Origin of the sequence: Fibrobacter sp. UWB7, assembly GCF_900142945.1 — a bacterium.
Lineage (GTDB): Bacteria > Fibrobacterota > Fibrobacteria > Fibrobacterales > Fibrobacteraceae > Fibrobacter.
Map to the genome: position 1 here is coordinate 745,715 of NZ_FRCO01000001.1, position 14,692 is coordinate 760,406.

14 protein-coding genes are annotated in these 14,692 nt (G+C 39.9%); 9 read left to right on the plus strand and 5 right to left on the minus strand.

From position 1 onward, the window contains the following. The 5 genes from BUC30_RS03150 to BUC30_RS03170 are packed head-to-tail and all read left to right on the plus strand — an operon-like array spanning position 1 to position 4,385. A complete protein-coding gene (locus BUC30_RS03150) occupies positions 1 to 918 on the plus strand; it encodes a glycosyltransferase family 2 protein (RefSeq protein WP_073423484.1) in 918 nt (305 codons plus the stop codon). Then, positions 906 to 1,832, plus strand: a complete 927-nt coding sequence (locus tag BUC30_RS03155; RefSeq protein ID WP_073423485.1) for a glycosyltransferase family 2 protein — start codon at positions 906 to 908, stop codon at positions 1,830 to 1,832. Before BUC30_RS03150 ends, BUC30_RS03155 begins: the two co-directional genes overlap by 13 nt. Beyond that, positions 1,823 to 2,788: a hypothetical protein gene (locus tag BUC30_RS03160; RefSeq protein WP_073423486.1), complete on the plus strand. Its 966-nt coding sequence runs from the start codon at positions 1,823 to 1,825 to the stop codon at positions 2,786 to 2,788. Before BUC30_RS03155 ends, BUC30_RS03160 begins: the two co-directional genes overlap by 10 nt. After that, on the plus strand, positions 2,788 to 3,663 hold the full coding sequence (locus BUC30_RS03165) for a glycosyltransferase family 2 protein (protein WP_073423487.1): 876 nt from the start codon (positions 2,788 to 2,790) through the stop codon (positions 3,661 to 3,663). Before BUC30_RS03160 ends, BUC30_RS03165 begins: the two co-directional genes overlap by 1 nt. 8 nt (positions 3,664 to 3,671) lie before the next feature. After that, positions 3,672 to 4,385 (plus strand): glycosyltransferase family 32 protein, encoded by a 714-nt coding sequence (locus BUC30_RS03170; protein WP_073423488.1) that lies wholly within the window; start codon positions 3,672 to 3,674, stop codon positions 4,383 to 4,385. Here the strand turns inward: BUC30_RS03170 and BUC30_RS03175 are convergent. Continuing rightward, entirely contained in the window at positions 4,365 to 5,510 is a 1,146-nt protein-coding gene (locus BUC30_RS03175) for a glycosyltransferase (RefSeq protein ID WP_073423489.1), read from the minus strand. The two genes, BUC30_RS03170 and BUC30_RS03175, sit on opposite strands and share 21 nt — an antisense overlap. A gap of 25 nt (positions 5,511 to 5,535) precedes the next feature. Between BUC30_RS03175 and BUC30_RS03180 the strand changes: the two genes are divergently transcribed. The 4 genes from BUC30_RS03180 (at position 5,536) to BUC30_RS03195 (ending at position 10,473) form a co-directional block, all read left to right on the plus strand. Then, the gene (locus BUC30_RS03180; protein ID WP_073423490.1) at positions 5,536 to 7,233 is read left to right on the plus strand and encodes a hypothetical protein; all 1,698 of its coding nucleotides are present in this window, start codon (positions 5,536 to 5,538) and stop codon (positions 7,231 to 7,233) included. Next, entirely contained in the window at positions 7,233 to 8,432 is a 1,200-nt protein-coding gene (locus tag BUC30_RS03185; RefSeq protein WP_073423491.1) for an alkaline phosphatase family protein, read from the plus strand. The genes BUC30_RS03180 and BUC30_RS03185 overlap by 1 nt, the downstream gene beginning before the upstream one ends. Positions 8,433 to 8,460: 28 nt before the next feature. Next, positions 8,461 to 8,829, plus strand: coding sequence for a hypothetical protein (locus BUC30_RS03190; RefSeq protein ID WP_073423492.1), 369 nt, complete (start codon positions 8,461 to 8,463; stop codon positions 8,827 to 8,829). Positions 8,830 to 9,258: 429 nt separating this feature from the next. Beyond that, positions 9,259 to 10,473, plus strand: coding sequence for a HipA domain-containing protein (locus BUC30_RS03195; RefSeq protein ID WP_139260772.1), 1,215 nt, complete (start codon positions 9,259 to 9,261; stop codon positions 10,471 to 10,473). Positions 10,474 to 10,742: 269 nt separating this feature from the next. On the opposite strand, the gene BUC30_RS16420 is transcribed toward BUC30_RS03195, so the two are convergent. The 4 genes from BUC30_RS16420 to BUC30_RS03210 form a co-directional block, all read right to left on the minus strand. Further along, on the minus strand, positions 10,743 to 11,261 hold the full coding sequence (locus BUC30_RS16420; protein WP_073423494.1) for a type IV pilin protein: 519 nt from the start codon (positions 11,259 to 11,261) through the stop codon (positions 10,743 to 10,745). 356 nt (positions 11,262 to 11,617) lie between these two features. Then, positions 11,618 to 12,952 carry an ATP-binding protein gene (locus tag BUC30_RS03205; RefSeq protein ID WP_073423495.1) on the minus strand — a complete coding sequence of 445 codons (1,335 nt, stop codon included), beginning with the start codon at positions 12,950 to 12,952 and terminating at the stop codon, positions 11,618 to 11,620. A 93-nt stretch (positions 12,953 to 13,045) separates the two neighbouring features. After that, complete coding sequence (locus BUC30_RS16425) at positions 13,046 to 13,171, minus strand: hypothetical protein (RefSeq protein ID WP_280168646.1); 126 nt, start codon at positions 13,169 to 13,171, stop codon at positions 13,046 to 13,048. 109 nt (positions 13,172 to 13,280) lie between these two features. Next, positions 13,281 to 14,636, minus strand: a complete 1,356-nt coding sequence (locus BUC30_RS03210) for a GGDEF domain-containing protein (RefSeq protein WP_073423496.1) — start codon at positions 14,634 to 14,636, stop codon at positions 13,281 to 13,283. Positions 14,637 to 14,692: the final 56 nt, after the last annotated feature.

Consider the following 14,692-nt stretch of genomic DNA (forward strand, 5'->3'; position numbering starts at 1 on the left):
ATGATCAACACTCTTGTCTCCATAGCAATTCCAGCCTATAAAGCTGCGTTCCTAAAAGACGCCATTTTTTCCGTACTAAATCAAACATATTCCAATATAGAACTAATCATCGTTGATGATTGTTCTCCTGAAAATATCGAAAAAATCATAAACGAATTCAACGACTCCAGAATTCATTACTACCGAAACACAGTTAATCTCGGGAAAGAGGATCCATCAAAAAATTGGAACAAATGTCTCGAATACGCCAATGGTGATTTCTTCGCTCTACTATGTGACGATGACACTTACGAGCCTACTTTTGTGGAAGAAATGCTTGAACTATCACAAGAATTTCCAGATGTAAAAGTATTCCGAGCAAGAGCTAGAACCATTGACGAAAACAACAATTTAATCAATTGGTATCCAACTTCGCCAACATATGAAACATGCATTGACTATATGTACCAAAAAATGTCAGGTTTTAGAAGACAAACAATTTCTGAATTTCTTTATGTTACAAAATACATCAAAGCTCATAATGGTTATGTAAACACACCCCGAGCATGGACTGCAGACTCACTATCCATATATAAATTTGCTTGGGAAAACGGGATTGCATCAACACCAAAATTTTTAGTAAACTTCAAAGAATCCAAAAGAAATATTTCATCTATTCATTCAGACTCGTTAAAAAAAAGAGATGCACTTATCATTTTTCAAAAAGAAATAAAGGATTACATAAAAAAAATCCCAGATAAAAACCAGATAAATATGCTAAACAATTCTCTTTACTATTGTATGTACTGCGAAATTATCGGGCTCTGCACTTTTTCTTCATTCCTAGACATTTTCCGCATTTTACTTAAAGGCGGATTTCCAAGAAAATGGTTTCTATTTATACTTGTTCAAAAAATCGGAAATCTATGGGAAAAATGATTAAAATATCCGTCATCATTCCCATTCACCGAGTTGAAGCATCGTACTTAAACCAATGTTTAAGTTCTTTACGCAAACAGACTCTCAAAGAATTTGAAGCTATTCTTATATTAAACGATTCGACAAATGGAGAGAAAGAACTTTCAGAGAAGTTTTGCACAGAAAATTCAAGATTCAAGTTATTCCAAACGAATGTTGCTGATGTCTCCACAGCAAGAAACATTGGCTTAGAACACGCACAAGGGAAATACATAACATTTCTTGACTGCGATGATTGGTTTTCTGACAACGCACTCCAAGCTCTCTCCGATTTAATGGAACAAAACCAAACTGAAATCGGAATTGCAAACACCCAAAAAATATGGGATAACGGGAAAAAACAAACTCTATTCAAATTTCACAACCACATAGAAGACGCTTTACTAAAGCGCATTCCAAATGTCGGTGTTTGTGGATTCGTTTTAAAAAACGAAATCATACAAAAAAATCAAATTCGCTTTCAAGAAGGTCTAAAGCTCTCAGAAGACCGAGTTTTTTTCTTTGAATATTATTTATACTGCAAACAAATCGCTTATTCAAATGAAATCATTTATTTCTACCGTCAGCATAATTCAAGTGTTTGCAAATCAAAACACACGCATGAACACGCAATTCAGCAACTCAAGGCTGCGAAACTTCTCCATAACATATTAGCTAAATCGCCTGAATTTTCAGCAAAAGATATTCATCATCTTGACCGCATTCTTACCCGCATGGGAATGGTTGCTTACATCAATTCAGGCACATCCTCCAAAGGGATTGGACTCCTAAAAGATTTCTTTTTAAACAATATTTGTAATTCTAAATTCATTTTTTTCTATTGCTGGTATAGAGCAAAAATATCAGCATTTATCGGAAGAATTTTATGCTTATAAAGCAAGAATTTTGGCAATCATCTTTTTGGAAGAAATGCAGACATTTTTTTCTCATTTCCCTATTAGCAAATTTATATCGAAAAAAACTAGAATGGCGAAACAGGCTCCTATCTAGAATTCTTTGTCCTTACTACGCCTTTCTCGCAAAAAAGAAAAGAGTTGCTATAGGAACAGACTCCTTTACGCCGATATACGTTTCATTAACATCTTACCCAGCAAGAATAAATGATTCATATTTTGCAATATGTTCTATTCTAGCACAAAAAATACCGGTCAATAAAATTATATTGACTTTAACGCAAGAAGAATTTCCAAACTTAGAAAGAACCCTTCCCAAAAAGGTTCTTGCATTAAAAGAAAAGGGACTTGAAATTCTTTGGGTTGACAGGAACCTAAAACCACACAACAAGTATTTCTATGTAATGCAAAAATATCCTAAGGCAGCGATAATTACTATCGACGATGACATCTTATACCCAAGAAAAACAACAAAGAAACTAATTGAGAGCTATAAAAAATTTCCAAATGCAATTTCTGCATTATGCACATGCAGACTCATCGTAAAAAACAACAAAATTCTTCCTTACAGCCAATGCATACCTTGTTATGACACTAAAATTCTTTCTCCAAGACACGATTTATCGGCAGAAGGTTTTGCAGGTGCTTTATATCCACCCGCCATATTGCCAAAAGAAGCTTTTAACATTGATATGATAAAAAAATGCGCCCCTCTTGCAGACGATCTTTGGTTGAAATATATGGAATTTATAGGGGGTATACCAGTTGTGTGCGCAGCAAAATATAAGGATCCTATTGTTATTTCAAAGGCTCAAGAGAACGCTCTTTACAAAATTAACAGTCTACAGAACCAAAATGACATTCAACAACAAAAAATAACTAAATATTTTTCTTATATTGATTTCGGACAAATAGTTTTAAGAGCGAATCAATCCTAATGGCATTAATTACCATCTTCACACCCACCTACAATCGAAGAAAATTGATAGAAAAACTCTATCAATCGCTTTTGTCACAAACTGAAAAAAATTTTGAATGGTTGGTAGTTGATGACGGCAGCACCGATGACACTGAAAAATATTTCACGCAACTTTTATCCAAGCATCAGCCATTTCATATTCGTTATATTAAGCAGAAAAATGGTGGCAAACATCGAGCAATAAATAACGGAGTTAAGAAAGCTACAGGTGAATTATTTTTCATTGTTGATTCTGACGATTATTTAACCGAAAATGCTATTGATAAAACCAATCAATGGGTAGCAACGCTCGACGACTCTCGCGAATGGGCAGGCATTTCGGGATTGAAGGGCTATTCAAAAGATTCTGTCGTTGGTCAGCGTAGCGAAGCCACTTACATTGATGCAAAAAACAGCGAACGACGCAAATACAATTTATTAGGTGATAAAGCCGAAGTTTATTTCACCGAGGTTTTAAAAAATCATCCATTTCCAGAAATTCCTGGTGAAAATTTCATATCAGAAGAAATTGTGTGGAACGCCATCGCCCGTGATGGTTACTATTTAAGATGGTTTAACGAAATCATCTACATTTGCGATTACCTAGATGGCGGATTAACAAAAGATAACTCCAAAGATCGGAATAATCCGCAAGGCCGGTTGCTTTGGGCGAAAGGGCAACTAGAAACATTCCCTAATTCATGGCGAGAACGATTCCTAGCCATAGGAATATATCGTCATGCAGTCAACGATACTGAATCTATTAGCGAAACAGCGACAAAACTAGGAACATCAAAGATATCCGTTCTTATAGCCACACTCCTTTTATCTTTATATAATTTTTTTTCTAAGTGAAAATTTCTATGATTCCCAAAGTCATACATTACTGTTGGTTCGGCCATAATGAGTTGCCACCTCTTGCAAAGAAATGCATTGCATCTTGGCACAAGTTTTTCCCCGATTACGAGATAAAGGAATGGAACGAAAGCAACTTCGATGTCAACAGCATTCCCTATACAGCGCAAGCCTATAAACATAAGAAATACGCATTCGTCAGCGACTACGCACGTTTCAAAATTCTCTATGAACACGGCGGAATTTATTTTGACACAGACGTTGAGGTCATTAAATCTCTAGAATACATTCTCGCAAAAGGATCATTTTTCGGTCTCGAAAACGAAAACTTTTTCGCATGTAATCCTGGCCTTGGTTTTGCATGCGAACAAAAATTTCATTTATTAAAAGAAATGCTAGACAAATATGCCAACATGCAGTTCGAAACGGCATCTGGCAAGCTCAATAAAAAAACGATTGTTGAGCACTTTTCTGAAATGCTGATTTCAAAAGGCATACAACCAACGTCCGATATTATTGATTTCGAAGGAGCAAACTTTTATCCAGCCGAATATTTCTGTCCCAAGCCTTCAGAATTTGGAAAAATTCAAATTACAGAAAATACACGCACAATCCACCACTACGCGGCATCATGGATTGGCCCTAAACAACGATTTGCAAATCTTATGATTCGAATTTTCGGGAAAAAGCTGGTAATGAGATTATACAACCTGATAAACTGATTCCAGCATTCCATAGCATTTTCTAATATCAAATCGTTCGCTTTTTATCTGTGGATTCTCGCGGTCAATAGCCACGTTCAGTGAGCTTAGCTTTTCACACCAAGGCTTAACTTCATCAATCGGCAATGGGTACACATAATCCGTTATTGCAGTTTCCTTTGGCACAGCAGAACTTACTATGCAGGGCAATCCATTATATTGAGCTTCCACCAATGTCATTGGGAACGCTTCACGTGTTGAAGGCAACAAAAGTACATCCATTGCACTATAGAATCCAACGACATTTTTTTTTAATCCCGCAAAAACAACTTTATCTTCAATACCTTTTTGTTTTACCAAGTCCTGAATTGCAACTTGTAGCGGGCCATTCCCTACCAGTAACAATTTGCAATTACTATATTTTTGCAAATACTCTGAAAAAAGTTCAATAATAAACTTGTGATTCTTTTCAGGAAAAAATCGCCCCACATGCCCGATTACAAAATCATCATCAGTAATTCCATATTTTGCACGGACGTTTCGCCGAGCGGATTCGCTAAACGTAAATCGTTCCGGATCAATTGCGTTGGGTAAAATCGTCACCTTGCCTTTCTTTACCGCCCGTTTACCCCAGCCATTAATGGCGGCCGCCTCCCCACAGGCAAGCCAGTGAGTGGCGAAAAGTTTGCAAGGGATGCGCATTATAGAACATAATGTCATTTTTATGAAATAGGCGATTCCGCCCCGAAACAATTCCGGGGTGACATTACAGCCAGAACGAGAAGGTTGCGAAACTGTATAAGCTTGATGGTGATGTGCAAAGCGTCTCTTAATGCCAGCAAGCATTGCCAAGAAGCACACATAGCTATTCATAAACCAATCCAAGTGGCAGTGGACCACATCATAATTACCATTACGAAAGATCTTAAACATCGTCCATAAATGTTTCAACGGATGATGCACCTTGTCTGGTATTTGGATGCAATTTATTCCAGTTTCGCGGAACCGTTCCAAAATTTGCGTATTCGGCTCGTACTGATATAGCAAATCAAAATGAATGTTCTGCATACGCGAACAGTAGTTCAAAACGACTTGTTCCGAACCGCCACCAACAATTCCATGCAACACCTGACAAACGCGAATCATATCAAAAAAAATATATATTTTTCACATGCCTTTTAAACGTGCTCTCACAATCTCTTTAGTTATTAATCTTTTCTTTTTAGCACTATGTCTCATCTTCGGTGATCTCAAATTTGGTGCCATCGATGACTACTTTATGGCGGCACGTCTCACAGGCGCGCTCGGCACAGATTACAACCCTCACTTGATTTTCGTCAACGCTATTTACGGATACGCTCTTTTGCCGCTATACCATTTGTTTCCCGCAATTGGCTGGTATTACATAGGCGAAATGTTCTCGGTTTTTCTCTCCTTCACTGTCATTGGGTACGTATTATTACAGAAATGCGGAGAACGTTGGGGCACAATTTTAGCAGCTCTATTTACAGCCCTTTTCGCAAGCGATTTTTATTTGGTGGTTCAATTTACGCAATGCGCCTCTATTTTGAGTGCTGCAGGAATGTTGTTATTTGCATATGGCATTGTTCGTTCTCGCAATAACGAATCAAAATTGCAAGCCACAATTCCATTCATTATCGCCATATTCCTCATGCTCTGGGGTTCTGTAATGCGGTGGCAAGCATTCTTGATGGGTTTGCCATTCTTTTGTCTTGGGTTGTTATTTATTCTACGCGGATGTTGGTCAGCCAAGTGGCACGTCATTGCCGGACTTATAATTCTTTTCGCAGGTGCATTCGGCATGCACGTATTTGATCAAAAGATTTACCAGTCCCCCGTTTACGAAGCCTTCAATAAATTTCAAGGGCCACGAGTCGCCTTGGGAGACAATAGTAATTACAATCAAAACGCCGTTTACGAAGACGCCGAAGAATTAGGACTTTCAGGAAAAGATTATCACATGCTCACAGAATGGGTGCTATACGATACAGATGTATTTTCAGTAGACAGTATCAAACGATACACTGACTTAATTCCACCATATCGAGATTCAATTTCAACCGAAAGAACACCGCAACTCATCCTAAACGCACTATCAAATTCTTTGCATGCGCCCCTATTTTGGACGTGGTTTATCCTCTGCATAGTAATCTACACAACCAGCCCTAAGAAATTTTTATATCTCTGGGCATCACTAGCTCTAGTATTAATACTGATGGCATATTTACTCGCTATGGGACGCCTTGTGTACCGCGTTGAAAGCGGATTTTGGCTTTACGCATCAGTCTTAGCAATTCCGCTAATCGGCAGATTTTCATCTACAATTCCTAAAAAAATACTTTTTACAACACTTGGAATCATCGCAATAGCAAACACATTTACCTACGCAACATCTGGTGAAAAGGTTCGCGATCCTAGTCATGGCAGCATGCGCACCCTTGTTGTCAAAGATTCAACCGATTATACACAAGTTTTCAATTACATCGACAATCAGCCCGATAAGATATTCTTACTTTCAATGAACGCATTCATGCGATTCAGTCACCATAGAAATCCGCCCTACTTAGCAACACCAACAGGTTCATTTAAGCGCACTGTATCTTTCGGCTATTGGACACCTTATCTCCCCGAAATAACTGAAGCCCTCAATTTATTCGGAATCACCAATCCAATCAAAGATGTCATTAAAGATAATGTCATTATTCTAAACGAGCCAAATCTTGTAGATTTTTTGCAACGTCACTATTATGATAGCGTAGCTGTTGATACACTCAAGTCTATCGGCGAAATGACATTCTTTAAATACAGACTTGTCAATCCAGACGTTCAGCAAGCGGAGGGTAAATAATGAAAAAATTACTATACCCACTAATCGCTAGCGCTCTCATCACAATTGTTCCATTTTTGCTTACATTTGAAAAAGGGCAAGATATCGTTCGCGGATTATTCGGCTTCGAATATTTTGCAATCCTGCTGTTTATTGTTTTTTTTAAAAAAACGCGATGGATCCTAATACCATTGGTCGTTCTACTTTTCATGATTGCCTGGATTGATTTGAAAAATATCCTTACTATAAAAGGTTGGAATACCGATTGGTACGGATTAATCCCCTTCGCCACTTGTGGAATCGCAATCGCAATGGTTTGGCAAATCAAGCCATTCAAATTCAACACAATCTGTTTCATCCTCTTCGTAGCACTCATTCTGCATCTAGAAGCATACAACCAATATGCGGCACAACCTCTCGCACAATTTCCGACAATCGACTATTTAGAGAGATCCGCACCCAAGCCCGTCCAACGCACCAAAATCGGTAACAAATTTTATGATAAATTCACTGTTACAGATTCAGTGACTATTACTCGGAATTACATAGACACAACCCGCAACAACGTCATTATCCTTGCCGAAAGCTGGGGTGTTCCACTAGACATCCAACGTTTCGAAGAGCAACTAAAAACTTTCAACACACCAACTGTTGTCGGCATACATAACCGCATGTATAGTCGAACCCGCACCGCAGAACGCGAAGATTTAATTCAATCCATTACACGAGATTCTATTACCGGAAAACGCGACACAACATTTTTACCCAAAATATTTAACAACATTGGCTATAAAACAACATTCCTTTTCGGTGGAGACTCTCTAGAACATCAACGAAACAAGTACATCAAAAACATAGGATTTAACGAAGCCATTTACGGCATAGACACAAACAGTAGCATTTTAAACGACGCACAAATAATCAGCAAAATCGATAGTATGCTTGCCGATACAGCACAAAAGCATCTTATCGCATGGACAACCGCTGATACAAAATTTCCATTGTCAGGATTCACAAATATCTATAACAGCAATGCAGATAATGTTGACTCTGTCTACTCAGAACGACTTAACAACACACTCATGCAAATCGCGAATCTAGCCCGCAAGCACATTAAAACAAGATTCATCATTCAAGGCGACCATAACCCCATCCTATCTCCTATAAAATTTCAGGAGCGATTCTATAAACGATGGGTCCCGTTCGTGATATTAAACTAATTTTTTACCAAAAACAACCACAACCTACGTGAAGTTGCAGCAGACTTACTTCGCTGAAAACAACCAGATTGGTGGTTGGGACATGGTTGGTTACATCGCTCCGAATGGTGGTGAAACAACTAACTTCTACTATGGTGAAGGTATTGCTCACTCTGGAAGTGCTTCCCAAAATGCAACAGACGTGATTGGTTGGGCAGCAGACAACAAAATCACATTGAACGATTGTGTTGCAGGTACTACGATTACACAGTCTAAAGCAACTGGTGTAAGCAATGCTGCAAACTGGATTGTTAAGGTTTCTGTGAATACCGGAACGACTGCTGATGTTTCATTTGCATCTTCTGCAAAAACGGCTGGCTGCACTGCTCTTACCCCGAGCTTCAGCAACATCAAGTAATTCGAAATATAACTTAACACAAAAATCCCTCTCTTTGAGAGGGATTTTTGTGTTTAAAACTGAATCTAAAAAGTATTATCTACCAACGCTTGTGAAATTCGGAGTCAAAGCGCCGCAATCAGCGGATGATCCAGATGCTGCAGCAGGAACAGCGACTGTATAAGCCACCGGGTAACCTTGTGCGGCAAGGTAGAAATTGCTTTGCTAAGAGAAATCGTTCAAACGCAATAAGCTGGCTTGTCGTTCAATTTTGCATTATTTGCTGCCAGCCCCCTTTCTTATTGTAATATTCTTCCTGCAAGCAACAATGGTAAAGCATTCTGCAACATAAGCATCCTGCAACTTCACATAGATGTGGCAAAAAAAATGTGTCACCTCGAACATTTTTGATTCATCTTTAGAAAAATACTTTGCGTACTATTGAAATGGATGAGTCTAGAAAAATTAACTCTATTGACTTCTTTTCCGAAATATTCTATATCATATATGGCTATGCAAAATTTAACCTACACTCTTATAAATAAGGAAACTCCCCTTTGTGACTTCATCATCGAAGGTGAAGGAGAACTTGAATTTTGCAAAATCGTTAAAACATATGCAGCCTTACCATTCTGGTGTGATCCGCTTTCTACATGGGTTGCGAACAGAAGTGCGGCAAAACACCGTAGCCACGTGAATAAAATACTGGAATTATGCGGTGGTAAAACAAAAAGCGGTTTTATTGCTCTTACGCATTGCCTCTCTTTAACCGACACGCTTTGGGTAAAAAGCGAACGTGAAAATATTTCTTGGAAAGATGTAAATCTGTATGAAAATCGCTTTGATGAAGTAATTTCGAAGCTATCTTTTGATGGAAATGGGTTGTTTGGAATTCAGATGTCCACAACGTCTCCTGAACTCACTACCGACGGCGCCTACGACAAATGTTGGTTGAACGAAAAAGACGGAATCCATCTTATAAAAACAGGGAGTGCAGGAGCAAGGAATGCTGGATTAGAGCCCTATGGTGAAGTTCTTGCGAGCCAGGTTTTTGAAAAGATTTGCAGTTCGGTAAAATATGATTTGAAAAAATACGATGGTCGAATTGTGTCTGATTGCAAAATTTTCACAAGTCAGGAATATGGTTATAAACCTGTCAGCCTTTTCTTGAAGAATGGTGTGAAATACGGACTTCCCGAAACTCTTGAAATTTATCGCGAATTTAATTGCGAAGACGAATTCCGCCGTATGGTCGTGGCGGATTGCATTACGTTGAATTCTGATAGGCATTTTGGAAATTTCGGTTTCTTAGTGAACAATGAAACCTTTGAACGCACTGCAATGAATCCGTGTTTTGACTTTAATATGGCTTTTGTCCCTCTTGCCGAAGATGGCTTTGATTTTGGCGTACGCTTGGATGGATCAAAACCAAACTTTGACGAATACCTGTCAAAGCGAGGCCCTGTAATCGGTAGCGATTACGTCGCTCCGGCACGAGCTATTCTCACGCCTGAAATCAAAAAATGCGTAGAGGAAATACGCGAAACCACGCTAACAGTGACATGTGACGACAAATTCACTGAAAAACGCCTTTCGCAGATGAACATGATAAAAAACGTCCAATGCGAACGAATTCTCGGTTTTGACACGAAGTGGAAATTCTAAACGCCCTCCTGTTGGGAGTGCTTTTAAGGTCTTCAATAATATAATTTTATAGGAATTGAAACGCAATTATCCTTGCCTATGCTAGACCGATTGCAAAGATCTACTTCATCTCGATATATGTTTTTCGCCCGTATAGATAGCACGCTTTTCGAGAGATTTTGGTTCGCTTATTTTTGATTTTTTTCTAAAATATTTATTTCAAGTGTCAAGTAATGAAAAAAGACCATCCCAATTTTGGGATGGTCTCAAAGTTTTGTACTAAAAGTTGACTACTTACCGATGTTTTCGAAATTAGGAGTCAAAGCAGAGCAACCAGTTCCAGAAGGATTGCTTGCGGCATATTCAACGGTAGAACCGTTTGATGCACTACCACCCTTGACTGTAATTTTCCATTCACTCTGAATAGCACAGTCATTCAAAGCCGTTTTAGCCTTTGCACTCCAGCCATCCGTTGCTGCAGTGACTTTGCCAATCATGATAGAACCGGCATTAATACCAGATGCACTATTAAACAGGTCTTCGTAATCAAAAACAGTAGTGTTGGACTTTGTTGTGCCAACCTTAGTTCCCGGTCCAATGTAGCCAATCTTTTCCCAGTTACCAAGAGCGCCTGCTTCAGCAGCGAATGCATCCTGCAACTTCACGTAGGTTCCGGCAGCCGGACCGACTTCAGAGGCCTTGGACTTAGCGATCATACCGAACAGTTTCGGCACTGCGACGGCGGCGAGAATGCCCATGATCACGATAACGACCATCAATTCAATAAGGGTAAAACCTTGCTTCTTCATAGTGTGTTCTCCTTGTTTTTGTGACACATTCTTGTTTTGAGCGTTATTGCTCGTTTACATTCAGTAATATATCCACTTTTTTTCCGAAAAGCAATACTTTTGTCAAACTTTTGTCACGTTTTTGTCATGACTCAGTATATTCCAACTTAAAAGTGCCGTTTTTCGCAAAATTTCGCAAATATTAACCAAACTTTCCGATGAACTATATATAGATAATTTTTTACGAAAAAGGGATTTTCATCTGTTTTTTATATTCCAATTTGGAATATAAATACCGGAAATGTGACGCCCGTCACACCGATTTCGGTCCCGTTTGTTTAAGATTCTTTACTTTCAAAGATGATTATCACTAAAAACTAAAATTCTTCCAACATAAAAGGCAGCAAATACAGCGGTTTTAACAGCAATTGTCCCTCATGAGCAACATCCTTTTGAGAAAACAGATATTCCTTGTATATTTTTTTAGAATATTTGTTTACAAAGTTTTCAATAGATTCGTGGTTTCGTGTAGCAGAAGACTTAATTTCCAGAGGAATAATTTTGTTTCCTTTAGAAAGCAAAAAATCTATTTCAAAATAATGGGAACTGTTTTCTTTCAACCAGGTATGGTAATAAAGTTCTTTGCCACTAGCGGTAATAATTTGGGCTGCAACATTTTCATACAGATAACCAAGATCAGCATCCAATTTGTCGCTTAAAAGTTTTGCATATATTTCATTAGCTTGTTTCGAATCGTCGAACATCAAAGAAATAAACAACCCGGTATCAGACGCGTACAGTTTAAATCGGTCCAAATCTTTTGTTTGAGCAAGGGCCGAATCGGGATTAGCAACATGATAACAACAAAGAACAGTCTTTGAATCCAACAATTCAAAGAAACGACTTTCATCTTTTGTGGTTTGCCGTTTTCCAATCGCAGAAGATAGGACAAAATGTTTCTTTTTTAAGGCTAATTGGCTAGGAATTGCCTTATAAATATTAGACAATCGACCTGTCGGATCAATTTTTTTCAAATCCTCAAAATACAGATTTAATATTTTTCTTTTTACATTATCGATATATTCAAAATTTTCTTTTTGAATATACGCTTCTACGGCCTGGGGCATACCGCCTACAGCCATATAAAGCCTAAAATCTCGCATTAAACTTCTGTTTGTCGAGTTTCCAATAGCCGTATTCGCCTTATAAATCTCTCGGATGGTATTCGGGTCCTTCCCTATAGCCCACATGAATTCCTCATAATCCATGGGATACACACTTATCCGATGTTCTTCTGAGGGGATTACAATCCCCTGAACATTTTTCTTTATAGAAATGAGTGATCCAGTTTCAATATAATCGTAACGACCATCCTTTACCAAGAACTTGATAGCCTGCCGAACTTTGGGTTGCAGCTGGATTTCATCAAAAATAATGACAGATTTTCGTTCCTTGAGGGATATTCCCGATTCAGCCTGAAGTCGCAAGAAAAAAACATCCAACTTCGCTATATCTTTGAAAACATCAAGCATTTCCTCCGTTATATTTGCAAAATTCACTACAATATAGGAGTCATACTCATTTTTCGCAAATTCCTCAGCAATGGTACTTTTTCCCACACGACGGGCTCCTTCCAACAAGCAAGCGTACCGTCCCGAATAAGACTTTTTCCATTCCAGCAACTTATCGTAAACCTTACGTTTGAACAACACTTATTCGCCTCTTTAAGAAATATTCCAAAAATTCAATATAAAAATACACCAAAAGTTACAAAATTTCAATATAGAAAATAGCTGAAAATTCCATTATTTCAACATAAAGGCATTTTCCACACTTTTCAGCACTTTTTCCGGGCTAAAATCGCCCAAATCACACACTTTTTCCGGGCTAAAATCAAGCAAATTCGTGCAAAACAGGAAGTCGACTTCCATTTTAGCACGGCCATACATATAAAAAAGCCTCCCGAAGGAGGCTTTACAAGACTTTACTAGATCCTTCGCTGCGCTCAGGATGACGTAATAGTCGGCGTCAGAATGACGCTTACTTCATCACGGAATTTGCGACGACGACGCGATTGCCACCGGCCTGCATAGCCATCTGGAGGGAGGCTTCTGCGGTGTAGATGAGCGAGCCGGCATCGTTTGCGTGGGTCGGCATCACGGCAACGCCCATGCTAAGCGTGGTCGCGAGGATTCCTTCGCCGTATGCAATCTGGAGCTGCGAGATTTCGTTGCGGATGCGTTCGGCACGGTTTCTCGTGATGTTGAGGTCAGCGCCCGGCATAATCACGCAGAACACGTCATCGGAATAGCGGCACGGGATGTCTTCGCCACGGATGTAGCTCGGCAAGCGCTGTCCAAGTTCCCAGAAGAGCTGTTCCACGGCGTGGCGGCCTTGAGCGTTCTGCACAGCAGGGATGGCATCGGGGTAAAGCATCACGATGCCAATAGGCGACTTGTGGCGCACAGCAGCAGTGATTTCGCGGCTGAGCGATTCTTCCATATAACGTTTGTTAAAAAGACCGGTCAGCACGTCGCGGATGCTATGCTGTTCAAAGCGCATGCTGAGGTCCTGGTTCGCCACGTAAAGTCCAAATGCGGCGGCGACAATGCTCACCTTGGCCTGCCAGTATTCCTTGGTTTCGGTTTCCGGGAGCTTATCGACCTGGAGTGTCAGAATGCCGAAGTGTTCTTCGAGGCCTTCGATCGGGGCGCAAATGGCAATGCCCTTCGGGCGGTGGTGCAAATGTGTACAACCGCTAGAGACTTCAGGAGAGCTATAGTCAGTCACGACGATGTCGCCGGTATTGAAGCTTGCGCATTCAGCCGGGAGCACGGTTTCGTCGCTGATGACGTTTGGACCAAAGCGGAAAATCTGAGAGAGTTCAGTCTGCACGCCGCCGTACATATAAAGTACGCCAGAAGCTTCGGGGAAGAGTTCCGGCAAGAGCTTTTGCATGGCATCGATGACTTCGGTGAACGGACGGTTGCGCAGAATACCGATCTTAAAGCCGTTCCAGGCTTCGAGCGGGAACCCGACCTTGAGGGCTGCGGCATCGAGTTTCTTGATCGAGGCGGGCACGGGCTGCTGTTTGAGCGCCTCGGCGGCGGGGATTGCACCCGGCGGAAGCGGGTTCTTCTTTTCTTCTTGGAGGCGGACCGACACGAACTGTGTGTCCTTGGGCTGCGGCTTGTTCAGCACCTCGTTAAAATCGTTTTCGATGGCTTCAATCTGCCTGCTGCAGACGGTATAAAAAACGAAGCCGAGCACTGCGCCCCAAGCTCCGACAAATATGAACTTCGCCCCGATGGACATGGTTTCTTCGGGGACTACATATGCAGCAATAACGCCCATCAAAAAGGCGACCAACCAAAAGATATATTTAACGATATTCATACCATAAATAATATTAAAATATTACAGGGCAGGCAACAAGATTATCTATTTTTGGG